Source organism: Streptomyces sp. NBC_00236, assembly GCF_036195045.1.
GTDB lineage: Bacteria > Actinomycetota > Actinomycetes > Streptomycetales > Streptomycetaceae > Streptomyces.
In genome coordinates this window covers 7,209,784-7,236,124 of record NZ_CP108100.1, presented here as the reverse complement: position 1 = coordinate 7,236,124, position 26,341 = coordinate 7,209,784, and the positions used below count along the sequence as shown (strand labels likewise).

Genomic DNA, 26,341 nt, shown 5'->3' with positions numbered 1-26,341 from the left:
GGAGGCCATATGACGAACCGTTCAGCAACTCTGTTCGCCGTCGGGGCGACGGTCGCCGGTCTGGTGACCGCCGCGCCGTCACCGGCGAGCGCCGACGGCGGCCCGCAGCGCGCCGCCTCGATCCGGTGGACCGACTGCGGCACCCAGTCGTCCCCGACGCTCCAGTGCGCGACCGTGCGCTCCCCGCTCGACCATGACGAGCCGTCGGGCCGCCAGGTCACCCTCGCCCTGACCCGGGTCCCGCACACCGCGAAGACGTTCCAGGGGCCGCTGCTGGTCAACCCGGGCGGCCCGGGCGGCAGCGGACTGTCCATGGCCGGCTTCGTCGCCGCCTCGCTGCCGAAGGCGGTGGCCGCCCAGTACGACGTGATCGGGTTCGACCCACGCGGCGTCGGCAGGAGCCGCCCGGCCCTGGACTGCGTACCGAAGTACTTCGACCCGGTACGGCCCGACCCGGTGCCGCACTCCGTCCGGGACGAGCGGACCAACCGCAACCGCGCCCGCGACTTCGCCGCCGCCTGCGGGAAGAAGTACCCGGACCTGCTCCCGTTCATGGACACGGTCAGCACGGCCAAGGACCTCGACGTGATCCGGCGTGCGACCGGCTCACGACAGCTCAACTACTTCGGCTACTCCTACGGCACCTACCTGGGCGCGGTGTACGCCAAGCTGTTCCCGGAGCGCGTCCGGCGCCTGGTCCTCGACTCGAACGTGGACCCGGACGGGGTCTGGTACGACGACAACATCAGCCAGGACTACGCGTTCGACACCCGCCACAAGGCCTTCGCCGCCTGGGTGGCGAAGTACGACGCCACGTACGGGCTCGGCAGTGACCCGGCGGAGGTCGAGGCCGCCTGGTACCGGATGCGGGACGCGGTGAAGAAGCACCCCGCGGGCAAGAAGGTCGGCGCCGGCGAGCTGGACGACACCTACCTGCCGGGCGGCTACTACAACGGCTACTGGCCCGATCTGGCCGAGGCGTTCGCCGCCTACGTCCACGACAAGGACGAGCAGGCCCTGGTGAAGGCGTACGAGCGCTTCGCCGCGGTCGACGCGGAGGGCGACAACGGGTACTCGGTCTACTCGGCCGTGCAGTGCCGGGACGCGCAGTGGCCGAAGGACTGGAACGTCTGGCGCAGCGACAGCCGGCGGGTCCACGCCAAGGCCCCGTTCATGACCTGGGGCAACACCTGGTACAACGCCCCGTGCGCGGACTGGCCGGTGGAGCCGCTGAACCCGGTGCGGGTCTCCAACCGCGAGCTGCCCCCGGCGCTGCTCTTCCAGGCGACGGACGACGCGGCCACCCCGTACGAGGGCGGCGTCACGCTGCACCGCAAGCTCAAGGGTTCCAGCCTGGTGGTCGAGGAGGGCGGCGGCAACCACGGCGTCACCCTGAGCGGGAACGCCTGCCTGGACCGATACCTGGCGGACTATCTGGCCAAGGGCACCGTGCCGCGCGGGAAGGGCGGCGACGTGGACGCGGTCTGCGCGAAGACGCCCGACCCGAAGCCGGCGACCGCCAAGTCCGCGCGCCCTGCCTCCCGTACGGACGCGAGCGGCGGCGCGCTGCACGGACTGCTCGGTTTCCGGGGCTGACAAGCTTCCGGGGCTGACGAGTTACCGCGGCTGACGAGTTTCCGCGGCTGACAAAAGGACGTTGCCGCAGTTCGGGGGCGTGCCCGAGGATGGCCGGATGACTACCGGTCCCGTCCTCGCGCACGCCTCCCGGCCGATGGTCCGGGACATGACCATCGACGACTGCGAAGCCGTCGCGAGGATCCGGGTGCGGGGCTGGCAGAGCGCCTACGCCGGCCTGATGCCGCAGGCGCATCTGGACGCGATGGACATCGCCGCGGACGCGGAGCGCCGCCGGGGCTTCTTCACGGAGGCCCGCGCCGTCGTCAACGTGGTGGCCGAGCGGGCAGGTCTCGGCGTCGTCGGCTGGGCGGCGTACGGGCCGTACCGCGAGGACGGCAGGCGGCTCCCCCGCGGTGAGGTGTACGCGATCTACGTGCTGCCGGAGCAGACCGGGACCGGTGTGGGCCGGGCCCTGATGGCGGAGGTGCTGACCCGCGGCGCGGCGGCCGGCCACCCCGATGTCGCGCTCTGGGTACTGAAGGAGAACGCGCCGGCCCGCCGCTTCTACGAACGTGCGGGGTTTCGCCCCGACGGCGCCGAGGAGCCCTTCGACGTGGACGGCGTCGCGGTGCCCGAGGTGCGCTACGTACGCCCCCTCAGCCCGCCGGCAGACTGCTGAGCGCAGCCTCGGCCGCGCCGCCGAGACGCGGGTGCGGCAGGGCCGCCTCCAGGACCGGGCGGGCCCGTACGTCGCCGAGCCGCCCGAGGCCCTCGACGCAGGCGAGGGCCACCCGCCAGTGCGGCTCGTCCGGCCCCAGCAGCCGGGACAGGGTGCTCATGAGGGCGGGCACGGACTCCGGGGCCTTCAGCTCGGCGAGCAGGCGGACCGGGTGCAGGGCGTAGGCGGTGCGCAGCGAGTTGGTGGCGAGGGCGGCGGCCGCGCGCGGCGTGCGGGGGTCGCCGAGGCGGGCCAGGGCGTGGGCGGCGCCGACGCAGCGTTCCGGGTCGCGGTGGTTGAGCAGCAGCACCAGGGTCTCGAAGGCACGGCGGTCACCACCGCAGCCGAGCCGGTAGGCGGCGATCTCCCGCGCCCAGAGCGGGCGTTCGCGCTCGATGAGCACCTGGGCCAGTTCCTCGTCGTCATCGGTGGCGAGCAGTCTGCGGTAGTCCGCCGACTCCCCTGCCTCGTCCGCCAGCCGGTGCGTCAGTGACCGGTACTCCTCATCCATGACCGTCAGCTTATCGGTGGACACGCAGCGTGCCGACGACGGCGCCGGATGTGAGGGGAGCCACAACAACCGAGGACTGGCGCGCTCGTTACTCGCCGGTTAACCTCATGTGAGCGGGACACTCCCCCCGCCGGCTCCGGTGGCCTGGTGACGCAGCCACCCGGAGTGTTTGTCGGTTCGGCAGCTTGTGAGACGTGACTCCGGGACAGAGTCCGTCGCCCTTCCCGGTCCCGGCGTGCGGTTCGCGCCGGGGACCTGAGCACCACGACAGGCAATTCCCGCACGCCCCACGCCGGTCGGGCCCTCATCGGCCGCGCGCCGCGTGCGTCCCTCAGTCGTCACTCATCCCTGGAGTCCCGTGATGGACACCCCGTTCAGCACCATTGCCGTCGTCGGCCTCGGAACCATGGGCACCGGCATCGCCGAGGTCCTGGCCCACGCCGGCCGCGAGGTCATCGGCATCGACATCGACGACGCGACCGCCCGGCGGGCCGTCGCCTCCCTGGAAGCGTCCACCGCGCGCGCCGTGCGGCGCGAGCGGATGACGGAGGAGGAGCGGCGCGGCACCCTCGCCCGGTTCCGTACCTTCTCCGACCTCCAGGCCGCGGCCGAGGCGGATCTGGTCATCGAGGTCGTGCCGGAGACGTACGAGATCAAGCAGCAGGTCTTCCGCGAGCTCGACGCGATCGTCTCCCCCACCGCCATCCTCGCCACCGGCACCAACGCCCTGTCGGTGACCCGGCTCGCCGCGGAGTCGCAGCACCCGGAGCGGGTCCTCGGCCTGCACTTCTTCAATCCGGCGCCGGCGATGAAGCTGGTCGAGGTGGTCTCCTCGGTGCTGACCGCGCCGCCGGCCGTGGAGGCCGTCACCGCTCTCGCCCGGGAACTGGGCAAGGAGCCGGTCGCGGTCGGTGACCGGCCTGGCTTCGTCGCCGACGGCCTGCTGTTCGGCTACCTCAACCAGGCCGCCGCGATGTACGAGGCGAACTACGCCTCCCGCGAGGACATCGACGCGGCGATGAAGCTGGGCTGCGGCCTGCCGATGGGCCCGCTCGCCCTGCTGGACCTGATCGGCATCGACACCGCCCGCACCGTCCTGGAGGCCATGTACTCCGCCTCGCACGACCGGCTGCACGCCCCGGCACCCGTCCTGGGCCAGCTGAGCGCGGCCGGGCTGACCGGCCGCAAGGCGGGCCGCGGCTTCTACACCTACGCGGAGCCGGGCAGCCAGACCGTCGTGCCGGACGCGCTGACTCCGGCCGAGGACGCCGGGGCGGGCGCGGGCCGTGCGGTGCGTTCGGTCGGCGTCGCGGGCTCCGGGACGATGGCGTCGGGGATCGCGGAGGTCTTCGCGAAGGCCGGGTACGGCGTCGTGCTCGCCGCGCGCAGCCAGGAGAAGGCGGACGTCGCCAAGGTCCGGATCGCCAAGTCGCTGGAGCGCTCGGTCGCCAAGGGGCGGCTGACGGCCGAGGCCCGGGACGAGACGCTCGCCCGGATCACCGCGGCGGGGTCGCTGGACTCCTTCTCCGAGGTCGACCTCGCCGTCGAGGCGGTCGCCGAGGACCTGCTGGTCAAGCAGCAGCTGTTCGCCACGCTGGACAAGGTGTGCCGGCCGGGCGCGGTGCTCGCCACCACCACGTCCTCGCTGCCCGTCGTCTCGATCGCCCGGGCCACCTCGCGGCCCGAGGACGTCATCGGGATGCACTTCTTCAACCCGGCGCCCGCGATGAAGCTGGTCGAGGTCGTCCGTACGGTCCTCACCGCGGACGATGTGCACGCCACGGTCCGCGAGGTCTGCGGGAAGGTGCGCAAGCACCCGGTGGACTGCGGGGACCGGGCCGGGTTCATCGTGAACGCGCTGCTGTTCCCGTACCTCAACAACGCGATCAAGATGGTCGAGGAGCACTACGCGACCCTCGACGACATCGACGCCGCGATGAAGCTGGGCGGCGGCTACCCGATGGGGCCCTTCGAGCTCCTGGACGTCGTCGGGCTCGATGTGTCGCTCGCCATCGAGAAGGTGCTGCACAGCGAGTTCCGCGATCCGGGCCTCGCCCCGGCGCCGCTCCTGGAGCATCTGGTGGCCGCGGGCTGCCTCGGCCGCAAGACGGGGCGCGGCTTCCGCGAATATGCCCGCCGCTGAGCCGTCCGGGCCGGGCGCCCGCTGGGGCGGGCTGCTCGGCCCTTCGGGCGGCCCGCACCCACAGGCGCGCTCTCCTGCACCGATGCAGTACGTTCACACCATGTCCCAGCCCGCCAGGTCCCCCCGTGTGTCCGCCGCGCCCGACGTCCCGGAGAGTGCCGCAGGCACCCGTGCCGCCGCCCAACGGCTCAAAATGCGCCGTGAACTGGCCGCGGCGGCGATGGAGCTCTTCGCCACGAAGGGGTACGAGGCGACGACCGTCGACGAGATCGCGGGCGCGGCGGGCGTCGCCCGGCGGACCTTCTTCCGGCACTTCCGGTCCAAGGAAGAGGCCATCTTCCCGGATCACGACGACACGCTCGTCCGGGCCGAGGCGGTCCTGAACGCCGCACCCGCGCACGAGCACCCGCTCGACACGGTCTGCCGCGGCATCAAGGAAGTCATGCGGATGTACGCGGCGAAGCCCGCGGTCTCCGTGGCCCGGTACAAGCTGACCCGCGAGGTGCCCACCCTGCGGCAGGCCGAGATCGCCTCGGTGGCCCGCTACGAGCGGCTGTTCACGCGCTATCTGCTGGGCCACTTCGACGAGCGCGACCACCACGCGGGCAACGACGATCCGCTGCTGGCGGAGGTCGCGGCGTCCGCCGTGGTCACCGCGCACAACCATGTGCTGCGCCGCTGGCTGCGCGCGGACGGCCAGGGTGATGTGGAGACGCAGCTGGACCTGGCGTTCGCCATCGTCCGCGACACGTTCGGAACGGGGATCGGCGCGGGCCGGACCGCCGGCACCGAGCCGGCGAAGCCTCCGGCCGCGTCGGTGAGCACGGAGGGCGAGGTGCTGGTGGCCGTGGCACGGACGGACGCGCCGCTGGACGAAGTGATGCGCACGATCCAGCAGGCCCTCAAGGAACGCTGACCGGGGCGCGCCGAAACCCGGTTGCCGCGGCAGTGCCCCGGTGCTGTGGTGTGCGGATGAACGATCAAACGACTGCACACCGTGAAGAACTGCTGGCCGTGTTCGACCGCGAGATGCGCGAGGGGGCCAGGCCGGACGGCCCCGGTGTCCGCGTCGAACGCACCGACGGCGTCGTACGCCAGGTGGGCACGGACCACGACTGGAACGGGGTCGTCTGGTCGTCGCCCGATCTGGACGCCGCAGGGGCGGACGCGGCGATCGCCGCGCAGGTGGCCCACTGCACGGCCCACGGCTACGGGGAGTTCGAGTGGAAGCTGTACGCCCACGACCGGCCGGCCGACCTCGGGGCGCGGCTGCTGGCGGCCGGCTTCGTACCCGACGAGCCGGAGACCCTCCTCGTCTCGCCGGTGGCGGACCAGCCCATGACCGTCCGGCTCCCGGAGGGCGTCCGGCTGCGCACGGTGCGTGACGAGGCCGATGTGGACCTGATGGCCCGGGCTCATGAGCAGGCGTTCGGCTCGGACTGGTCCCGGCTGCGGCATCAGGTGCTGGCCCGGCTGAGGGAGGACCCGGACCACTTCGTGGGGGTGCTGGCCATGGCGGGCGACGAGCCGGTGAGTTCGGCCCGCATGGAGCTGTACCCGGGCACGGGCTTCGCCGGGCTGTGGGGCGGCGGCACGGTCGAGGCGTGGCGCGGCAAGGGCGTCTACCGGGCGCTGATCGCCTTCCGGGCCCGGATCGCCGCCGAGCGCGGCTACCGGTACCTCCAGGTCGACGCGACCGAGGACAGCCGCCCGATCCTCCAGCGCCTCGGGTTCACGGCACTGGGCACGACGACTCCGTACGTCTACCGCCCCGCCTCCTGACCACGCACGTGGGGCAGATGGCGGCAAATCGCCCGCCGTGTTGCTCATGCGTGGCACCCGGATGACAATTGAGGGAAATTGCTGGCACCCAGTGCCTTGCCAGCTGTCACGGAGTGCCATACGTTGAAGTCGTCCGGGCGGCCGGCGTGCTGAGACCTCACGTACGCCGGCTGTCCCCGCAAGCCACGTGCCTGCGCGCCCGGACGCCTGCGTCACAGGCAAACCCTTCTGCTCCACCGAGCAAACAGCCGAAGCACCACCCGCCGAACCGACGGCACACCTCCACGCAACACCGCTCCCCCTGCTCCGCAGGACCCTCAAGCGTTCCCTCAAACGCCGCACCGCCGGAGGCACACCGTGAAGGAAATCCTGGACGCGATCCAATCGCAGGACAGCAGCGCCGCAGACTTCGCGGCCCTGTCCATCCCCGAGTCGTACCGCGCGGTGACCGTGCACAAGGACGAGGCCGAGATGTTCGCCGGCGTCGCCAGCCGCGACAAGGACCCGCGCAAGTCCCTCCACGTCGAGGACGTCCCGGTGCCCGAGCTCGGTCCGGGCGAGGCCCTCGTGGCGGTCATGGCCAGCTCGGTCAACTACAACTCCGTCTGGACGTCGATCTTCGAGCCCGTCTCGACCTTCGGCTTCCTGGAGCGGTACGGCAGGCTCAGCGACCTCAGCAAGCGCCACGACCTGCCCTACCACGTCATCGGCTCCGACCTGGCCGGCGTCGTCCTGCGCACCGGCCCCGGCGTCAACGCCTGGAAGCCCGGCGACGAGGTCGTCGCACACTGCCTCTCGGTCGAGCTGGAGTCCTCGGACGGCCACAACGACACGATGCTCGACCCCGAGCAGCGCATCTGGGGCTTCGAGACCAACTTCGGCGGCCTGGCGGAGATCGCACTCGTCAAGTCCAACCAGCTGATGCCCAAGCCGGACCACCTCAGCTGGGAGGAGGCGGCGGCACCCGGACTGGTCAACTCCACCGCGTACCGCCAGCTCGTCTCCCGTAACGGCGCCGGCATGAAGCAGGGCGACAACGTCCTCATCTGGGGCGCGAGCGGCGGACTCGGCTCCTACGCCACGCAGTTCGCCCTCGCCGGCGGCGCCAACCCGATCTGTGTCGTCTCCAGCGACCAGAAGGCCGAGATCTGCCGGAAGATGGGCGCCGAGGCGATCATCGACCGCAACGCCGAGGGCTACAAGTTCTGGAAGGACGAGCACAACCAGGACCCGCGCGAGTGGAAGCGCTTCGGCAAGCGCATCCGTGAACTGACCGGCGGCGAGGACGTGGACATCGTCTTCGAGCACCCGGGCCGCGAGACCTTCGGCGCGAGTGTCTACGTGACCCGCAAGGGCGGAACGATCGTCACCTGCGCCTCGACCTCGGGCTACAACCACGAGTACGACAACCGCTACCTGTGGATGTCGCTCAAGAAGATCGTGGGCTCGCACTTCGCCAACTACCGCGAGGCGTGGGAGGCCAACCGCCTGGTCGCCAAGGGGAAGATCCACCCGACGCTGTCGAAGGTCTACTCCCTGGAGGACACCGGCCAGGCCGCGTACGACGTCCACCGCAACCTCCACCAGGGCAAGGTCGGCGTCCTGGCGCTGGCGCCCACCGAGGGCCTGGGCGTGCGCGACGGGGAGCTGCGCGAGCAGCACATCGACGCCATCAACCGATTCAGGAACATCTGACATGAGCGGCCGTCAGAAGGACCGCCCGTGGCTCATGCGGACGTACGCCGGTCACTCGACCGCCGAGGCGTCCAACGAGCTCTACCGGCGCAACCTCGCCAAGGGCCAGACCGGTCTGTCGGTCGCCTTCGACCTGCCGACCCAGACGGGCTACGACCCCGACCACATCCTCGCCCGCGGCGAGGTGGGCCGGGTCGGCGTGCCCGTCTCCCACATCGGTGACATGCGCCGGCTGTTCCAGGACATCCCGCTGGAACAGATGAACACCTCCATGACGATCAACGCCACCGCGATGTGGCTGCTGGCGCTCTACCAGGTCGTGGCCGAGGAGCAGGGCGCCGATGCGGACAAGCTCCAGGGCACCACACAGAACGACATCGTCAAGGAGTACCTCTCGCGCGGGACGCACGTCTTCCCGCCCGGGCCCTCGCTGCGGCTGACCACCGACATGATCACGTACACGGTCAACCGCATCCCGAAGTGGAACCCGATCAACATCTGCAGCTACCACCTGCAGGAGGCCGGGGCCACCCCCGTCCAGGAGATCGCCTACGCCATGTCGACGGCGATCGCCGTGCTCGACGCGGTCCGCGACTCCGGACAGGTGCCCGAGGAGAAGTTCGGCGACGTGGTCGCCCGGATCTCCTTCTTCGTGAACGCGGGCGTCCGCTTCATCGAGGAGATGTGCAAGATGCGCGCCTTCGGCCGCATCTGGGACCGGGTCACCCGCGAGCGCTACGGCGTCACGAACGCCAAGCAGCGCCGCTTCCGCTACGGCGTCCAGGTCAACTCGCTCGGCCTGACCGAGGCGCAGCCGGAGAACAACGTCCAGCGCATCGTGCTGGAGATGCTGGCCGTCACCCTCTCCAAGGACGCCCGCGCCCGCGCCGTGCAGCTGCCCGCCTGGAACGAGGCGCTGGGGCTTCCCCGGCCCTGGGACCAGCAGTGGTCACTGCGCATCCAGCAGGTACTCGCCCACGAGAGCGATCTGCTGGAGTACGAGGACATCTTCGCCGGTTCGCACGTCATCGAGGCCAAGGTGGACGAGCTGGTCACCGACTCGCTCGCCGAGATGGACCGGATCGAGCAGATGGGCGGCGCCATGGCGGCCGTCGAGTCCGGCTACCTGAAGTCCGAGCTGGTCTCCTCGCACGCCGCCCGGCGCGCCCGGATCGAGGGCGGCGAGGAGAAGATCGTCGGCGTCAACATCTACGGGACGACCGAGCCGAACCCGCTCACCGCCGACCTCGACGCCGCGATCATGACGGTGGACCCCGCGAACGAGGCCAGGGTCGTCGCCGCGCTCCACGAGTGGCGCGACAACCGCGACGAGCCGCGCGCCACCGAGGCGCTGGCCGCGCTGAAGAAGGCCGCGGCGGGCACCGAGAACATGATGGAGGCGACCGTCGAGTGCGCCCGTGCGGGCGTCACCACCGGCGAGTGGTCCTGGGCCCTGCGCGACGTCTTCGGCGAGTTCCGCGCACCCACGGGTGTGTCGTCCGCCCCGGTCGCGGTGACGGCCGAGGCGGGCACCCCGCTGGCTCTCGTACGCGAGAAGGTCGCCCGGACCGCCGAGGACCTGGGAGCGGGCCGGCTGCGGCTGCTCGTCGGCAAGCCCGGACTGGACGGGCACTCCAACGGCGCCGAGCAGATCGCGGTGCGCGCCCGTGACGCCGGTTTCGAGGTCGTCTACCAGGGCATCCGCCTCACGCCCGAACAGATCGTCTCGGCCGCCGTCGCCGAGGACGTGCACTGCGTCGGTCTGTCGATCCTGTCCGGCTCGCACGCCGAGCTGGTGCCGGACGTACTGAACCGGCTGCGCCGCACCGGAGCGGGCGACATCCCGGTGATCGCGGGCGGGATCATTCCCCCCGCCGACGCCGAGGCCCTGATCAAGGCCGGTGTCGCCGCCGTATTCACCCCGAAGGACTTCGGCATCACGGAGATCATCGGCCGTATCGTCGACGAGATCCGGAAAGCGAACAAGCTCGACCCTCTGGAGGTCCCCGCATGACCACGCCCAGCCCCTCGTCTCCCGTGAACCGGCTGCGCCCGCGCCGCTCCTGCCTGGCCGTGCCCGGCTCGAACCCGCGGTTCCTGGAGAAGGCCCAGGGCCTCCCGGCCGACCAGGTCTTCCTCGACCTGGAGGACGCCTGCGCGCCGCTCGCCAAGGAGGGCGCCCGCCACCACATCGTCGACGCGCTGAACAACGGCGACTGGACGGGCAAGACCCGGGTCGTGCGGGTCAACGACTGGACGACGCACTGGACGTACCGCGACGTCATCACGGTCGTCGAGGGCGCCGGCCCGAACCTCGACTGCATCATGCTGCCGAAGGTCCAGGACGCCCAGCAGGTCGTCGCACTGGATCTGCTGCTCACCCAGATCGAGAAGACGATGGGCTTCGAGGTCGGGAAGATCGGCATCGAGGCGCAGATCGAGAACGCCAAGGGCCTCGTGAACATCGACGACATCGCGGCCGCCTCGCCCCGCCTGGAGACCCTGATCTTCGGCCCGGCCGACTTCATGGCGTCGATCAACATGAAGACCCTGGTCGTCGGTCAGCAGCCGCCCGGCTACGGCGCGGACGCCTACCACTACATCCTGATGCGCATCCTGATGGCGGCCCGTACGCACGACCTCCAGGCGATCGACGGCCCGTTCCTCCAGATCCGCGACGTGGACGCCTACCGCGAGGTCGCCGGCCGTGCCGCGGCTCTCGGGTTCGACGGCAAGTGGGTGCTGCACCCCGGTCAGGTCGACGCGGCCAACGAGGTGTTCTCCCCCTCGCAGGAGGACTACGACCACGCCGAGCTGATCCTCGACGCCTACGACTGGTGCACCTCCGAGGAGGGCGGCAAGAAGGGCTCCGCGATGCTCGGCGACGAGATGATCGACGAGGCCAGCCGCAAGATGGCCCTGGTCATCGCGGGCAAGGGCCGCGCGGCCGGCATGCAGCGCACCTCCAAGTTCGAAGCTCCGGAGGCCTGATCATGCAGTTCGGACGCACGTACGAGGAGTTCGAGGTCGGTGCCGTCTACAAGCACTGGCCCGGAAAGACCGTCACCGAATACGACGACCACCTGTTCTGCCTGCTGACCATGAATCACCATCCGTTGCACATGGACAGCAACTACGCAGAGAAGACGACCGACTTCGGCAAGAACGTAGTCGTCGGCAACTACATCTACTCGCTGTTGCTGGGCATGTCGGTCCCGGACGTCTCCGGAAAGGCGATCGCCAACCTGGAGGTCGAGTCGCTGAAGCACGTGGCGCCGACCTTCCACGGCGACACGATCTACGGCGAGACCACCGTTCTGGACAAGACCCCGTCACGGTCCAAGACCGACCGCGGAATCGTTTATGTGGAGACCAAGGGCTACAAGCAGGACGGCACGCTCGTCTGCGTCTTCCGCCGCAAGGTCATGGTCCCCACCGAGACGTACATCAAGGAGCGGGGCGGCGAACAGCCCGGCCGCCCGGAGCTGAAGCAGCCTTCGCCGAAGAACGTGGAGAAGTAGCCATGACGCGACTCGCCCAGACGGCCGGTCTCAACGAAGTCCAGCAGGAAATCCTTTCCACGGTCCGGGCTTTCGTCGACAAGGAGATCCTTCCGGTCGCGACCCAGCTGGAGCACCGCGACGAGTACCCTACCGAGATCGTCGAGGGCCTCAAGGAACTCGGTCTGTTCGGACTGATGATTCCCGAGGAGTACGGCGGTCTGGGTGAGTCGCTTCTCACATACGCGCTGTGTGTGGAGGAAATCGCCCGCGGCTGGATGAGCGTGTCCGGAATCATCAACACGCACTTCATCGTGGCGTACATGCTCAAGCAGCACGGCACGCAGGAGCAGAAGGACACCTTCCTGCCCCGGATGGCGCTGGGCGAGGTCCGCGGCGCCTTCTCGATGTCCGAGCCGGCGCTCGGCTCGGACGTCTCGGCGATCAGCTCCAAGGGCGTCAAGGACGGCGAGGAGTACGTCCTCAACGGTCAGAAGATGTGGCTGACGAACGGCGGCACGTCCTCGCTCGTCGCCGTGCTGTGCCGGAGTGACGAAGGCCACCCCGAGGGCACGCCGCCGCACAAGTCGATGACGACCTTCCTGGTGGAGAAGGAGCCCGGATTCGGCGAGGTCCGGCCCGGTCTCACCATCCCGGGGAAGATCGACAAGATGGGTTACAAGGGCGTCGACACCACCGAACTCATCATGGACGGACTACGCATTCCGGCCAATCGTGTGCTGGGCGGCACCACCGGCCGAGGGTTTTACCAAATGATGGACGGCGTGGAGGTGGGCCGCGTCAATGTGGCTGCGCGTGGCTGTGGCGTCGCACAGCGTGCATTCGAACTGGGCGTTTCCTACGCGCAGCAGCGCCACACCTTCGGAAAGCCGATCGCCCAGCACCAGGCGATCCAGTTCAAGCTGGCCGAAATGGCCACCAAGGTCGAGGCCGCGCATGCGATGATGGTAAATGCAGCGCGCAAAAAGGACTCCGGGGAGCGGAACGACCTGGAGGCAGGGATGGCGAAGTACCTCGCCTCCGAGTACTGCAAGGAAGTCGTCGAGGACGCCTTCCGTATCCACGGCGGTTACGGCTTCTCCAAGGAGTACGAGATCGAGCGCCTCTACCGTGAGGCCCCGATGCTGCTGATCGGTGAAGGTACCGCCGAGATCCAGAAAATGATCATCGGGCGCCGACTCCTCGAGGAGTACCGTTTCCAGGGTTGATTGTCCCATTCGAGGCGATTTAGCCGCGAAGAAGATCACACCCTGTCATCCTCATCCGGTGCCTTCCAGACGTCCGACTCGGCTGCTGGCTTGCCCAGTTGCGGTCAGCAACCGATAACATCGCCGGAAAAGCCGCCGTCCCCCGTTGCCAGCGCGGCATCATCCGCTACGAAGGTCATCCATGCCCGACAGCCATACCTCTGCACCACGCGGCGGGGTCCGCCTTGCACGCGGAGCTTCGCCGTGGCTCCTGCCGACCGTCGCCACCGCCGCACTCAGCCTGACCCGGGCCCGCAGGTCCGGGCGCTGGGCGGCCTTGGCCGTGCCCACCACCGCGCTCGCGGCGGGCATGCTGTGGTTCTTCCGCGACCCCGAGCGCGAGATCACCCAGGGGCGCGTCATCTCACCGGCCGACGGCGTGGTGCAGAGCATCATGCCGTGGAAGGACGGACGCACCCGCGTCGCGATCTTCATGAGCCCGCTGAACGTGCACGTCAACCGCGCGCCACTGGCCGGCACGGTGACATCGGTCGAGCACATCCCCGGTGGGTTCGTCCCGGCGTTCAACAAGGAGAGCGAGAACAACGAGCGCGTTGTCTGGCACTTCGACACCGAGCTCGGTGACATCGAGATGGTGCAGATCGCGGGTGCGGTCGCCCGCCGCATCGTCCCGTACGTCCCGCAGGGCACGAAGGTGGAGCAGGGCGAGCGCATCGGCCTGATCCGGTTCGGCTCGCGGGTCGACATCTACCTTCCGGAAGGTATCGATGTCGCGGTCGAGGTCGGCCAGGCCACCACCGCGGGGGTGACTCGCATTGACCGTGATTGATCCGGACACACAGGCCGGCTGGGTGCCGGAGGCCGAGGCCGAGGACGACGCCGAGGACATGCCGCTCTCGATGCGGCTGTCGATAGCGGACACCCTCACTCTCGGTAACGCCACGTGTGGATTCATGGCGGTGTACTTCACCACCACGGGGATCCTCATCCCGCACCTCACGGGCAGCGACGAGAGCGGCATGGCGCGGCACTCCGCGGCCACCGCCGTGATCCTCATGCTCATGGCGGCGATCTTCGATCTGTTCGACGGGCTCGTGGCGCGCAAGCTGCGGTCCTCGCCGATGGGTGCCGAGCTGGACAACCTCTCGGACCTGGTCAGCTTCGGGCTCGCCCCGGCGTACTTCGTCCTCGTGTACGGCATGGTCGCGGACGACGCACACCAGCGGGTCTCGGCGCTCGCGGCGATCGTGGTGCTGCTGGCGGTGGTGCTCAGGCTTGCGAGATTCTCCTGCGTGACCCTGAAGGACGGCATGTTCCAGGGCATGCCGAGCCCCTTCGGAGCGCTCACGGTCATCTCGATCGTGCTCCTGGAGCTGCCCTTCGTGCCGACGCTGCTGGCGATCGTCGGAGTGGCGTGGCTGATGGTCAGCCGGGTCGAGTACCCGAAGCCGCGGGGCGTGCTCGCGGTGGCGATGCTCGGCTGGATCGTGGCCGCGATGGGGCTCCTGGCCGCGTGGGCGTTCGACGCCCCCGGCGGTCAGCTGCTTCTGCAGACCGGCTGCGCGCTCCAGGTGGTCCTCGGTGCGGTCATCCCGCTCTTCGCGACCGCCCGCCGGGTGAACACCTTCCGCGACAACCGGCGCGAGGCACGCGCGGCCCAGCTGCCGTAGCCCGCACAGCACAGCAAGGACGAGGGCCCGGATGCTCCCCAGCATCCGGGCCCTCGTGCGTGCCGTCGCCCGCCCCGGCCTCGACGGGCCCGGCGCCTCAGCCGGAGCCGTACAGGTCCGTGAGGCTGATGCCGGTGGTGCTGCCCTCGCCGCCGAGCGGGGTCTGGTGGTCGAGGCTCACGAAGGCGCCGTCCTCCTGCCACAGGGCCGGCTTCAGCAGGGCGTACTTCGCCTCGTCCCAGGTCGCCCAGTCGTAGCCGAGCAGGCCGCCGGTGTCGCCGGAATTCGGGTTGAGGCACCAGAAGGTCTGGCTGATCCGGTTCTCGACGATGACGTCACGCAGGGCGTTCATCCACTTCTCGTTGGGACCGCCGTCCAGGAAACCGCCCCACTCGCCGATCAGCAGGGGCGCCGTGCCGCTCTTGTGGAGGTAGAGCCAGTTCGGGTCCCAGACGTCCCGCTCCAGCGTCGTACGGCTCCACTCGCCCTGGAACCAGGGCTGGGCGAAGACCAGCGGTCCGTAGTCGTGCGGGGAGTAGACGAGCTGGTCCTGCTGGGCTCCCAGGTCCACGGGGTGCTCCGCCGCGCCGCGCAGGTTGCCGCCCCACCAGGTGTGGTCGTAGTCCGACGCATCGGTGGAGGACCAGTTTGTTCCGTCCCGCGGGTAGACCTCGATTCCCTCGCACAGGATCAGTACGTGCGGGTTGACGGCGAGAATCCGCTTTCCGGCGGTCTCGCACGCGTACTTGAAATTGTCCTGGTCGGTGGAGCCGTCCCATTTCGCCCGGGGGCTGTCGCCCTGCTTGCCGTGCGGCTCGTTCTTGATGTCCATCGCCACCAGCGTGTCGTCGGACTTGTAGCGGTCGGTCACCCATTCCCATGCCGTGTAGAACTGCTCGGTGGTGATCGAACCCTTCCACCAGACGGGGTGGATGTGCCCGGAATTATCCGCCTCGGCACTGTGCACATCGAGCATGACCTTGATGCCGTACTTGTCCGCCACATCGAGAAAGGCGTCGAATACCTGAAGGCTCGTCTTGTCCTTCAGTTCAGGATTCGCCCAGGAATTGACCGCACTCGGTACGGTCGCCTGCCCGTTCTTCCATTCGAGGAGCAACTGGGTGGAGATCGGCACCCGGACGATATTGATTCCGCGTTGCGCCATCTGCCGAGTGAGCGTGTCCAGATTGGCCGACCAGAGGCCGTGGAAGACCCGCTCGGTGGCATTGAACCCGAACCAGTTGACGCCGGTCAGCCATACCTGGTGACCGTTCTCATCGACGATCCGATTGCCGTCGGTGTGCAGCCAGTCCGTGCCGGTCGCGGCCTGTGTACGGGATTCCGCCCGGGGTTCCGCTTGGGCCCCCTCCCCCGCCTGTGCGGCCGCCCCGCCGGCAGCCCGTACCGGCTGCGCGTCAGCCGTACCCGATAAAGCGAACAACGTGACGGCGGCCAGCCCCGCGGCCACCAGGGTTCCCTTTCGCCCGCGCCTGAACGACTTCATTCGTTTTCGCCTTTCGACCGAAGAACACGAAGGTGTGGGAGCGCTCCCAAGCATGAAGCCAGCACGCCGCCGCGCTGTCAATGGGTCGCGGCGACATCCGCGGCAAGCCACCGGCGGGAGATCCCGACTTTTCCCGCCAGGGCACACCTTCTCCACCCCGGCCGCTTCCGGGCACCGAGCACCACGACCTCGGGCCACAGGCCCGGCCGGACCGACCAACCCGCCCAGAACACCTGATTCTCACAGTGATCCGTCGCAAATTTGAGCACCAAAGACGGAATCTTGCGCAGCAGCGTGGACTTCCTTGCGTCACTGCTCCTAGCCTGTGGGGCGTCCGAAGAGCCCCCACGAGCCGCAAGGACGACCGAGACGTGACCCCACCACCCCGACGCCAGTTGCTCAGACGATCCATATCCGCCTCCCTCGCGCTGGCCATCGCCGCGTTCGGCACCGCCGCCGCCGTGGTGCTGTCCAGCGCCCCGACAGCCGCCGCGGCGGGAGTCCCGGCCCCTTCCCCGCTGGCGGTTCCCGGTCGCGGTGCGACCGTTCCGTTCAAGGAGCAGGAAGCCGAGTACGCAGCCACCAACGGCACCCTGATCGGCCCGAACCGCCTGTACGGCACGCTGCCCTCCGAGGCGTCGGGCCGGCAGGCCGTGACGCTGGACGCGGTGGGTGAGTACGTGGAGTTCACGCTCACCGCACCCGCGAACGCCATGTCCTTCCGGTACTCACTGCCGGACAACGCCGCCGGATCGGGCCGGGACGCCTCGATCGACGTGACGGTGAACGGCGCCTCGCCCAAGGCCGTGCCGGTCACCTCGAAGTACGGCTGGTACTACGGCGGCTACCCGTTCAACAACAACCCGGGAGACACCAACCCGCACCACTTCTACGACGAGGCCAGAACCATGTTCGGGTCGACCCTCGCGGCCGGCACGAAGGTCCGGCTGCAGGTCTCCTCCACCGCCGCCTCACCGTCGTTCACCATCGACCTGGCGGACTTCGAGCAGGTGGCCGCGCCCATCGCCAAGCCCTCGGGCGCCCTCGACGTCGTCGCCGACTTCGGTGCCGACCCGACCGGGTCCGCCGACTCGACCGCCAAGATCCAGGCGGCCGTCGACGCGGGCAAGGCGCAGGGCAAGGAGGTGTACATCCCGCAGGGCACCTTCCAGGTCCGCGACCACATCGTCGTGGACCAGGTGACGCTGCGCGGCGCCGGTCCCTGGTACTCGGTACTGACCGGCCGCGATCCGTCGAACCGCAGCAAGGCCGTCGGCGTCTACGGCAAGTACGCCGCACAGGGCGGCAGCCGCAACGTCACGCTCAAGGACTTCGCCATCATCGGCGACATCCGGGAGCGCGAGGACAACGACCAGGTCAACGCCATCGGCGGGGCGCTGTCCGACTCGACCGTCGACAACGTCTGGATGCAGCACACCAAGTGCGGCGCCTGGATGGACGGCCCGATGGACAACTTCACCATCAAGAACAGCCGCATCCTGGACCAGACCGCGGACGGCGTGAACTTCCACTACGGCGTCACGAACTCCAAGGTCACCAACACCTTCGTCCGCAACACCGGTGACGACGGTCTGGCGATGTGGGCGGAGAACGTCCCGAACGTGAAGAACAAGTTCACGTTCAACACCGTGATCCTGCCGATCCTCGCCAACAACATCGTCACGTACGGCGGCAAGGACATCACCATCTCCGACAACGTCATGTCGGACACCATCACCAACGGCGGCGGCCTGCACATCGCCAACCGCTACCCGGGCGTCAACTCCGGTCAGGGAACCGCCGTCTCCGGTACGACCACGGCGGCGCGCAACACCCTGATCCGTACCGGGAACAACGACTACAACTGGCAGTTCGGCGTCGGAGCGATCTGGTTCAGCGGGCTCAACGAACCGATCAACGCCACGGTCAACATCTCCGACACCGAGGTGCTGGACAGCTCCTACGCCGCGATCCACCTCATCGAGGGTGCGACGAACGGGCTGCACTTCGACAACATCAGGATCGACGGCGCCGGCACCTACGCGCTGCAGATCCAGTCGCCGGGCACAGCCACCTTCAACAACGTCGTGGCCACGCACATCGCGCAGTCCAACCCGATCCACAACTGTGTCGGCAGCGGCTTCCGGATCACCCGGGGCACCGGGAACTCCGGCTGGTACGCCGATCCGCCGGCCTGCACCGGGACCTGGCCGGCCCCGGTGTGGACCAACGGCGGGGTGCCGGGCGGCGGCAGCGGTCCGACGGACCCGCCCACGGACCCGCCGACCGACCCGACCGACCCGCCCACCGATCCGCCCGCCGAGACGGGCAACCTCGCCCAGGGCCGCACCGTCACCGACTCCGGCCACGCCGACGTGTACAGCGCCTCCCGGGCCGTGGACGGCGACGCCAACAGCTACTGGGAGAGCACCAACCACGCCTTCCCGCAGACCATCACCGTGGACCTGGGCGCGGCGAAGGCGGTCAAGCGGCTGGTCCTGAAGCTGCCCCCGGCGGCCGCCTGGTCCACTCGTACGCAGACCCTGAGCGTGTCGGGCAGCACCGACAACAACACGTTCAACTCGCTCAAGGCCTCGGCGGGTTACACCTTCGATCCGTCGAGCGGTAACCGGGCGACCGTCACCCTGCCCGGCACGTCCGCCCGCTATCTGCGGCTGACGTTCACCGGCAACACCGGCTGGCCGGCCGCCCAGCTCTCCGAACTGGAGGCCTACACCAGCTGACGCTCGGACACCCCGGGGCGGCACGCTTCACGCGTGCCGCCTCGGGGCCCTGTGCTGCTGCCGGTCTACTTCAGCGTGTACGACTTCGCCGCCGCGGCCGCCTCCGCGGGCCTGACGACCTTGAGACCGCCGGGCGTCTTGGCGTCCGGCTTCATGATCACGCTCTCCCGGGTGGAGGGAGCCGCCGGGTCGGAGAAGTCATGCGGCATCCCGAAGTCGCTGCCGAAGTCGGTGATGGTGAGCAGGGCCTTGTCGATGCCCTCACGGGTGAGGTCCTTCGAGGCGCAGGCCTTCTTCAGCGCCTCACCGAACAGACTCGCCGCGTTGTATCCCGCGATGACGCCGTTGTCGAGGCCGTCCTTCGGGTACTCGGCGCCGTACTCCTTGGCGAGCTTCGCCGGGCCGGTGCCCGGGTCGCCGATCGGGAGGGTGGAGGCGGCGACGTAGTAGTCGGCCGCCAGGGCGGGACCGGCCTGGGTCTTCAGCAGCTGCGGGGCGAACGCCGAGTTGTTGCCGACGACCGGGACCTTGAAGCCGGTGGCGGCGGCGACACCGACCAGGGAGGCCGCCTGACGCGGGCCCGCACTGACGATGACGGCCTTGACGCCGGCCTGCTTGAGCGCGGCGACCTGGGCAGTCATGTCGTTGTCGGTGGGCTTGATCTTCTGCTCGACGACGGTCAGGCCCGCCTCCTTCGCCGCGTACTTCGAGCCGGCCAGGGCGTTCTCGCCGTAGTCGCCCTCGAAGTAGACATGACCGATCTTGTCGCCCTTGGCGATGCGCTTCTCGGCGAGCAGGTAGTCGATCAGGTTGATCGTCTCGACGTCGTACGTGGCGCCGATGACGCGGATGTACTTGCTGCCCAGCAGGTTCGCCGACCAGGCCTGCGGCAGGACGAGACCCTTGTCCTGGCCGTCGATGCGCTGCTCGACCGCGGCCACGAACGGCGAACCGATGAACTGGACGAAGCCCAGCACCTTCGGCGCCAGTTCCGTGTAGCCGGCGATGGCCTTCTGCGGGTCGTATCCGTGGTCGCGCACGGTCAGTTCGACCTTGCGCTCGCAGATGCCGCCCGCGGCGTTGGTCTGCTTGACCCACAGTTGCTGGGCCTGGGTGACGCTCTTGCCGAGCGAGGCGTAGACCCCGGTCATGTCGGTGAGCGCGCCCAGCGAGATCACCTTGTCGGTGACGCCCTGGCCGGTCTTCACGCCGGCCTTGTCCTGGGTCCCCTCGTCGGAGGACTTGGCCTTCTCGCTGCAGCCCACGAGGGTGAGGGTGAGGGCCGCGCACACGGCCCCGAGCACACGCAGTTTCATTTCTTCTCCCCTGAATTCTTCATCAGACGTGTCAGGCCGCCGGGCAGGAACAGGACAGCCGCGACCACCGCGGCGCCGTACAGATAGCGCGATGCCTCGCCCGGAGCCAGACCGCCCGTACCGGGGGCGGAGACCAGGGGCAGAGAATCGCTGTAGTGGGTGAGCAGTTGCGGCAACAGCGAGACGAAGGCGGCCCCGACGACCGCTCCCGCCACGGTGCCGAGCCCGCCGATGACGATCATGGCGAGGTATTCGAGGGACAGGACCATGCCGAAGTACTCGGGCACGGTCCGCTGGAAGACCAGCGCGAGCAGGACGCCCGCCAGTCCGGCGTACATCGAGGACAGGACGAAGACGCCCGCCCGGTAGCGGGCCACGGGAACGCCCATCACACCTGCCGCGATGCGGTGGTCCCGGATGGCGTTGAGCGCCCGGCCCGGCCGGCCGCGCAGCACGCCGCGGGCGAAGAGGCCGCTCAGGAGCAGGGCGAGCAACGCCGCGTACCAGAGCTTCTCGGAGGACTGGAACGGCACCCCGGCCACGAGGACCTCGGTGTCGTCGAAGCCGAAGCCGAAGAGCGAAAGCGGTGGGACGGCACGGCCGTTGAAGCCGCCGGTGAGGGAGCCTGCGTTGAACAGCACATGCTGGCCGATGAAGATCAGGGCCAGCGTGGCGATGCCGAGATAGGCGCCGCGCAGCCGGCTCGCGATGGGGCTGAACAGTCCGCCGGCCGCTCCCGCGAGGAGGACCGCGAGCACGGCGGCGAGCCAGCTGGGCAGGCCGAGCCCGGAGAGCTCGTGCCCGTTCTCCGTACTGCTCTCCCCCGCCAGGACGCAGTAGCCGTAGGCGCCCACCGCGAGGAAGAAGGCGTGTCCCATGGAGAGCTGGCCGGTGGCGCCGGTGAGGAGGTTGAGCCCGATGGCGCCGATGGCCGCGGCCATCGCGAAGAGTCCGGCCTGCAGCCAGAAGCGGTCCAGGTAGAACGGGAACGCGAGGAGCAGCACCGAGCCGATGGCCCAGAGGTAGGTACGCGGGTGGCGCAGCCGGGCGGCGAGGTCCGTCCCCGGCGTGGTGAGGCGGGTGCCCGCGGTCTCGGTGGTCGTGGTCTCAGACACGGGCGAGCTCCTTCGTACCGAAGAGTCCCGCGGGCCGCAGGAGCAGCACGATCACCATCACCAGATAGGGGGCGAGGTCGCCGATGCCGCGGCCCAGGAAGGAGAGGTCGCTCTGGTAGCCGGTGGCGAGCGATTCGGTGACGCCGACGATGAGGCCTCCTGCGAGTGCCCCGGTCGTCGAGTCGAGTCCGCCGAGGATCGCCGCGGGGAAGGCCTTGAGTGCGGCCAGTGAGGTGGCCCGCTCCAGTCCGGGTGTGGGGAAGACGGTGAGGAAGAGTGCGGCCACCGCGGCGAGTGCTCCGGCCACCGCCCACGCGGCGAGCGAGACCCGGCCGAGCTTGATCCCCATCAGGGCCGCGGTCTGCGGGTTCTCGGCGGCGGCCCGCATCGACACACCCCACGAGGTGAAGCGGAAGGCCAGGAGGAACGCCGTGATGAGCAGAGCGGCGGCGAGGAACGCGGCGATCCGCGTCTCGGCGAGGGTGACGCCGCCGATGGTGACGACACCGTTCCCCCACGGGTCGCCGAGTGCCAGCACGTCCGTGCCCATGCGCCGGGTGAGTTCGGTGGTGAGGAGGATGTCGACGCCGATGGTGACGATGGCCAGGACGCTGTGGTCGCTGCCCCGGTAGCGGCGCATCACGAGGAACTCGATCGCCGCTCCGACGACGGCCGCTCCCGCGATGCCGACGGCGAGTGCGGGCCAGAAGCCGATGTCGTCGTGGAGGACCGCGGTCACGTAGCCGCCCGCGAGCAGCAGGGAGGCGTGGGCGAAGTTGACGACCTCGGTGGCTTTGAAGATGACGACGAAGCCGAGCGCGATCAGTGCATAGACCGAGCCGATGGAGAGGCCGCCGAGGAGGAGTTCGATGAAGGTGGTCATTCCTGTGCCCCCAAGTAGGCCTGGACGACGGCCGGATCGTTCTGGACCTCGGCGGGGGTGCCGTCCGCGATCCTGCGTCCGAAGTCGAGTACGGTCACGGCGTCCGCGAGCCGCATCACCACTCCCATGTCGTGTTCGACGAGGACGATCGAGATGCCGAGGCTCCTCCGGACCCCGGCCACGACCGCCGCGGTGCGCCGCCGTTCGTCGGCGGTCATCCCGGCGACGGGTTCGTCCAGGAGGAGGACCTGCGGCTCCATGCACAGCGCGCGGCCCAGTTCGACGAGCTTCTGCTGTCCGTACGGGAGCGCACCGGCCGGCCGGTCCAACTCCTTCTCCAGGCCGATGAACTCGGCGATCTCGCGCACCCGTTCCAGATGGCGGCGGGCCTCGCGTGCGGCGGACGGCAGACGCAGTCCGCTGGCGACGAACCCGGCTCGGGTGAGCCGGTGGCGGCCGAGGAGCAGGCTGTCGGTGACGGTGGCGTGCGGGGGCAGCGCCAGGTTCTGGAAGGTACGGGCGACGCCGAGTTGGGCGATCTTGTGCGGGGCGAGTCCGGTGAGTTCCGTCGTGCCGAGGTGGACGGTGCCGGATGTCGCCCGGTACACCCCGGACAGCACGTTGAAGGTGGTCGACTTCCCTGCCCCGTTGGGGCCGATGACGGCGTGCACGCTGCCCGGCTCGACGGTGAAGGAGACGCCGTCGAGTGCGGTGAGTCCGGCGAAGCGGACGGTGACGTCACGGACGGCGAGTGCGGCCGGGGCGGTGGTGACCGGGGCTGCTTCCTGGGCGGTGGTCATGCGGACCACCTGCTCAGACTGCGTACGGACCCGGCGGCCCGGTCCGCGTCCTCGGCGGCCGTCTCGTCGACGACGCCCAGGTAGCGGCGGCGCACCTCGTCGGAGGCGGCGAGTTCGTCGGCCGGCCCTTCCAGGGTGACCTCGCCGACCTCCAGGACGTAGGCCGTGGAGGCGAGCCGCAGGGCGATCGCCGCGTTCTGCTCGACGAGCAGGACGGAGGTGCCCGAGGCGTTGATCTCCTGCACCGTCTCGGCGATGCGCTGCGCCATCAACGGGGCGAGCCCGAGCGAGGGTTCGTCGAGCAGCAGCAGCCGGGGCCGGGCCATCAGGGCCCGCCCCATCGCCAGCATCTGCTGTTCGCCGCCCGACAGCAGCCCGGCGCGCTGGTGCGCCCGCTGGGCCAGTACCGGGAACAGCTCGTGTACGCGGGTCAGCGCGCCCGCCGACGCCTTGCGCCCGCCGCGGGCTCCGAGGGCGCCCGCCCGCAGGTTGTCGGCCACCGTCATGCGGGCGAACACCTGTCGTCCTTCGGGCACCTGGACCACTCCGGCGGCCACCACCTGGGCGGGCCTCAGCCCGTCGAGGGGGCGTCCGTCGAAGCGGACGGTGCCCGTACCCGTCCCGCGGTGGAAGCCGAGGGTCCGCGAGATGGCCCGCAGCAGCGTGGTCTTCCCGGCCCCGTTGCCGCCGAGTACGGCGGTGATCGCGCCGGCCGGCACATCGAGGGAGACGTCGCGCAGGGACCGTACCGGGCCGTAGCCCACGGACAGTGCGCGGATCTCGAGCGTTGCCATGCGTCCTCCTCCTTCCGCCTTGTCTTGGAATCGACGTGTCGATTCGTGGTGCGCAGGGGTTCCGGTCCGGTCGTGGCCGGCGGTGTCCGCCTGGGCCTGCCCTGCCCTGCCTGTGTCTGTGTGGGGCCACAGACCAGCAGCGGGCGGGCCGTGCGTCCACGGTCACCGGCCGAAACGCTGCGGGTGCCCCGTGCGGAAGGCGGCCGGTTGTGCACGCGCACAGAGGCGGGGCGTGTGCTGTCGCCCCCGGCCCGGACCGGTGTCATCCTCACGACGGCGGTCCGGCGGAGCGGGCCGGGGCCCGGGCAGGGAATCGGCCCCCAGGGGCGTGCGGAGAACGGAGCGGGTATGCGGCAGCGCGGGGACGAGCGGGGGTGGGCGCTGCTCGACGCGCTGCTGGACGACGAGACCGGGCAGGACCTCGCGGCGCTCGCCGGTGCGGTACTGGGGCTGCCGGAGCGGGGCCGGTACGCGGTGGCGGTGGTCGCGGAGCGCGGGTGCGCCTGGGACCGTCCGGCCGACGCGCACGGGATGCGGCTGCTGTGGCGGTCGCGCCCGGACCGGGAGATCGCGGTGGTGGAACTGGGCGAGGCGGACCCGGCCGCCGTCGCCGTGCTGTTGTCCGGGACGGGCCCCGGCCCCGGTGGGGTCAGTCCGGTGGTGGACGGCCTGTCCGCCCTGGGCGCGGCCCGCAGGCTGGCCGATGCGGCGCTGCTGACGTGCGGGGAGGGCGGGGAGGGGGTCGTCTGCCTGGACGGCAGGGTCCCCGAGGCCTTGGTGGCGGGCCAGCCGGCCCTGGCGAGCTACCTGGCCACGGACGTGTTCGGGGCGCTGCTGGCTCGCGACCCGACGGACCGGGCGCTGCTGGTGTCGACGCTCGACGCGTGGGTGGAGTGCGGAGGATCGGCCGGGCGCACGGCGGTACGGCTGTGCTGCCACCGGAACACGGTGCTGAACCGGTTGCGGCGGCTGGAGGAGCTCACGTCACGGTCGTTGTCGCGGCCGCGCGAGCTGGTGGAGCTGATGCTGGCGCTGGACGCGGTGCGGCTGGGTTTCAGCCCGCCGGGCGAGTGAGGGGCGTGGTCCGGTCGCTGAGCTCCCGGACCACGCCCCTCCTCGTCGTCTCAGCGCAGGAAGTCCCGCGCGATGGACTCCGCCACCCGTTCCAGGAGCGGCCCCGCCTCGGCCATGCAGACCGCGGGGTCCGGCTCCAGCTCCGTGAGCGCGTACGCGCGGCGGATGCCCGCGCCGCCCAGGGCCTCCGGTGCGAGCGCCAGGCGTCCGCACACCGCGACGACCTCGATGCCGGCCGCGCGGGCTGCCGCGGCGACGCCGGCCGGGGCCTTGCCGTGCAGCGTCTGCGCGTCGAGTGAGCCCTCGCCGGTGATGACCAGCGTCGCCCGCTCCAGCGCGGGGGCGAAGCCGAGGACGTCGAGCATCACCTCGATCCCGGGCCGGAACCGCGCGCCGAGCGCGACGAGCGCCCCGTACCCGATGCCACCCGCCGCCCCGGCCCCGGGCAGGTCCGCCTGCTCCGGCCCGAGCACGGAGGCGTAGTGGGCGAGCGCCGCGTCGAGCACCGCGACGTCGTCCTCGGTCGCGCCCTTCTGGCGGCCGTACACCTCGGGCGCGCCCTTGGCCCCGGTGAGCGGGTTGTCGACGTCGCTCGCGAGGATCAGGTCGACCTCGCCGAGCCGAGGGTCGAGCCCGGACAGGTCGGCCGTGGCGAGATCGGCGAGGCCGCCGCCGCCGGGGCCGACGGGCTTGCCGTCCGCGTCCAGGAAGCGGGCTCCGAGTGCGGCCAGCATGCCCGCCCCGCCGTCCGTGGTCGCGCTGCCGCCGACGCCGAACACGATGGTCCGCGCGCCCGCTTCGAGGGCGGCGAGCAGCAGCTCACCGGAGCCGTACGTGGTGGCCGTGAGCGGGGCGAACACGCCCGCCGGCAGGTGCTGGAGGCCCGAGGCCTCGGCCATCTCGACCACGGCGGTGGTGTCGCGCACCGCGTACGCGGCGGTCACGGGGTCGCCCAGCGGCCCGGTGACCCGCGCCTCGCGGCGCTCGAATCCGGCGGCCACCGCGGCCGCCACCGTGCCGTCGCCGCCGTCCGCCACGGGCAGGGTCTCGACCCGTACCTCGGGGGCGACGCGCCGCAGCCCGGCCGTCACCCGCTCCGCGACCTGTACGGCCGTGAGCGAGCCCTTGAACTTGTCCGCCGCGACGAGCACGCGTGCGGTCTCCATCACTGCTCCGTCCGTCACCTTGATTCCCTTTGCTTTCGAACAGGCAGTCGCGCCGCCCCGACCCTATCCGCAGCACCCCCTCCCTGCCCATGGGTGTCCGGGCCCTGGACCCGGCCACT

The 26,341-nt window shown here is 70.2% G+C and carries 22 protein-coding genes; 14 read left to right on the top strand and 8 right to left on the bottom strand.

Annotated elements, in window-relative coordinates; genetic code table 11:
• Window positions 1–9 precede the first annotated feature (9 nt).
• Together OG446_RS32255 and OG446_RS32250 are read left to right on the top strand one after the other, a co-directional pair.
• On the top strand, window positions 10–1,596 hold the full coding sequence (locus OG446_RS32255; RefSeq protein ID WP_328897324.1) for an alpha/beta hydrolase: 1,587 nt from the start codon (window positions 10–12) through the stop codon (window positions 1,594–1,596).
• Window positions 1,597–1,693: 97 nt separating this feature from the next.
• A complete protein-coding gene (locus OG446_RS32250) occupies window positions 1,694–2,257 on the top strand; it encodes a GNAT family N-acetyltransferase (RefSeq protein ID WP_328897323.1) in 564 nt (187 codons plus the stop codon).
• Here the strand turns inward: OG446_RS32250 and OG446_RS32245 are convergent.
• Complete coding sequence (locus tag OG446_RS32245; RefSeq protein WP_443050245.1) at window positions 2,235–2,807, bottom strand: adenylosuccinate lyase; 573 nt, start codon at window positions 2,805–2,807, stop codon at window positions 2,235–2,237. The two genes, OG446_RS32250 and OG446_RS32245, sit on opposite strands and share 23 nt — an antisense overlap.
• Before the next feature lie 361 nt (window positions 2,808–3,168).
• Between OG446_RS32245 and OG446_RS32240 the strand changes: the two genes are divergently transcribed.
• The 10 genes from OG446_RS32240 (at window position 3,169) to pssA (ending at window position 14,826) form a co-directional block, all read left to right on the top strand.
• Entirely contained in the window at window positions 3,169–4,950 is a 1,782-nt protein-coding gene (locus OG446_RS32240) for a 3-hydroxyacyl-CoA dehydrogenase family protein (protein ID WP_328897321.1), read from the top strand.
• Between the two features lie 100 nt (window positions 4,951–5,050).
• Window positions 5,051–5,866 (top strand): TetR family transcriptional regulator, encoded by an 816-nt coding sequence (locus OG446_RS32235; protein WP_328897320.1) that lies wholly within the window; start codon window positions 5,051–5,053, stop codon window positions 5,864–5,866.
• Window positions 5,867–5,922: 56 nt separating this feature from the next.
• Entirely contained in the window at window positions 5,923–6,732 is an 810-nt protein-coding gene (locus OG446_RS32230; RefSeq protein ID WP_328897319.1) for a GNAT family N-acetyltransferase, read from the top strand.
• Between the two features lie 357 nt (window positions 6,733–7,089).
• A complete protein-coding gene (gene ccrA / locus OG446_RS32225; RefSeq protein WP_328897318.1) occupies window positions 7,090–8,427 on the top strand; it encodes a crotonyl-CoA carboxylase/reductase in 1,338 nt (445 codons plus the stop codon).
• Window position 8,428: 1 nt separating this feature from the next.
• Window positions 8,429–10,441, top strand: coding sequence for a protein meaA (locus tag OG446_RS32220; protein WP_328897317.1), 2,013 nt, complete (start codon window positions 8,429–8,431; stop codon window positions 10,439–10,441).
• On the top strand, window positions 10,438–11,418 hold the full coding sequence (locus OG446_RS32215) for an HpcH/HpaI aldolase/citrate lyase family protein (protein ID WP_328897316.1): 981 nt from the start codon (window positions 10,438–10,440) through the stop codon (window positions 11,416–11,418). Before OG446_RS32220 ends, OG446_RS32215 begins: the two co-directional genes overlap by 4 nt.
• 2 nt (window positions 11,419–11,420) lie before the next feature.
• Window positions 11,421–11,948, top strand: a complete 528-nt coding sequence (locus tag OG446_RS32210; RefSeq protein WP_328897315.1) for a MaoC family dehydratase — start codon at window positions 11,421–11,423, stop codon at window positions 11,946–11,948.
• A 2-nt stretch (window positions 11,949–11,950) separates the two neighbouring features.
• Window positions 11,951–13,156 carry an acyl-CoA dehydrogenase family protein gene (locus tag OG446_RS32205; RefSeq protein WP_328897314.1) on the top strand — a complete coding sequence of 402 codons (1,206 nt, stop codon included), beginning with the start codon at window positions 11,951–11,953 and terminating at the stop codon, window positions 13,154–13,156.
• A gap of 181 nt (window positions 13,157–13,337) precedes the next feature.
• Entirely contained in the window at window positions 13,338–13,985 is a 648-nt protein-coding gene (locus OG446_RS32200) for a phosphatidylserine decarboxylase (protein ID WP_328897313.1), read from the top strand.
• Between the two features lie 22 nt (window positions 13,986–14,007).
• Window positions 14,008–14,826, top strand: a complete 819-nt coding sequence (pssA, locus tag OG446_RS32195) for a CDP-diacylglycerol--serine O-phosphatidyltransferase (RefSeq protein ID WP_328898482.1) — start codon at window positions 14,008–14,010, stop codon at window positions 14,824–14,826.
• 97 nt (window positions 14,827–14,923) lie between these two features.
• Here pssA and OG446_RS32190 read toward each other — a convergent pair whose 3' ends face one another.
• Window positions 14,924–16,330: a glycoside hydrolase family 5 protein gene (locus OG446_RS32190; protein ID WP_328897312.1), complete on the bottom strand. Its 1,407-nt coding sequence runs from the start codon at window positions 16,328–16,330 to the stop codon at window positions 14,924–14,926.
• Between the two features lie 371 nt (window positions 16,331–16,701).
• On the opposite strand from OG446_RS32190, the gene OG446_RS32185 reads away from it, so the two are divergent.
• On the top strand, window positions 16,702–19,074 hold the full coding sequence (locus OG446_RS32185; RefSeq protein WP_328897311.1) for a discoidin domain-containing protein: 2,373 nt from the start codon (window positions 16,702–16,704) through the stop codon (window positions 19,072–19,074).
• A gap of 65 nt (window positions 19,075–19,139) precedes the next feature.
• On the opposite strand, the gene OG446_RS32180 is transcribed toward OG446_RS32185, so the two are convergent.
• The 5 genes from OG446_RS32180 to OG446_RS32160 are packed head-to-tail and all read right to left on the bottom strand — an operon-like array spanning window position 19,140 to window position 23,982.
• Entirely contained in the window at window positions 19,140–20,390 is a 1,251-nt protein-coding gene (locus OG446_RS32180; protein WP_328897310.1) for an ABC transporter substrate-binding protein, read from the bottom strand.
• Entirely contained in the window at window positions 20,387–21,505 is a 1,119-nt protein-coding gene (locus OG446_RS32175) for a branched-chain amino acid ABC transporter permease (RefSeq protein WP_389259560.1), read from the bottom strand. Before OG446_RS32175 ends, OG446_RS32180 begins: the two co-directional genes overlap by 4 nt.
• Window positions 21,498–22,388 (bottom strand): branched-chain amino acid ABC transporter permease, encoded by an 891-nt coding sequence (locus OG446_RS32170; protein WP_328897309.1) that lies wholly within the window; start codon window positions 22,386–22,388, stop codon window positions 21,498–21,500. The genes OG446_RS32175 and OG446_RS32170 overlap by 8 nt, the downstream gene beginning before the upstream one ends.
• Window positions 22,385–23,188 (bottom strand): ABC transporter ATP-binding protein, encoded by an 804-nt coding sequence (locus tag OG446_RS32165; RefSeq protein ID WP_328897308.1) that lies wholly within the window; start codon window positions 23,186–23,188, stop codon window positions 22,385–22,387. Before OG446_RS32165 ends, OG446_RS32170 begins: the two co-directional genes overlap by 4 nt.
• The gene (locus OG446_RS32160; protein WP_328897307.1) at window positions 23,185–23,982 is read right to left on the bottom strand and encodes an ABC transporter ATP-binding protein; all 798 of its coding nucleotides are present in this window, start codon (window positions 23,980–23,982) and stop codon (window positions 23,185–23,187) included. Before OG446_RS32160 ends, OG446_RS32165 begins: the two co-directional genes overlap by 4 nt.
• Before the next feature lie 348 nt (window positions 23,983–24,330).
• Between OG446_RS32160 and OG446_RS32155 the strand changes: the two genes are divergently transcribed.
• Window positions 24,331–25,056: a helix-turn-helix domain-containing protein gene (locus tag OG446_RS32155; protein WP_328897306.1), complete on the top strand. Its 726-nt coding sequence runs from the start codon at window positions 24,331–24,333 to the stop codon at window positions 25,054–25,056.
• A 50-nt stretch (window positions 25,057–25,106) separates the two neighbouring features.
• On the opposite strand, the gene OG446_RS32150 is transcribed toward OG446_RS32155, so the two are convergent.
• Complete coding sequence (locus OG446_RS32150) at window positions 25,107–26,222, bottom strand: glycerate kinase (protein WP_328898480.1); 1,116 nt, start codon at window positions 26,220–26,222, stop codon at window positions 25,107–25,109.
• Window positions 26,223–26,341 lie beyond the last annotated feature (119 nt).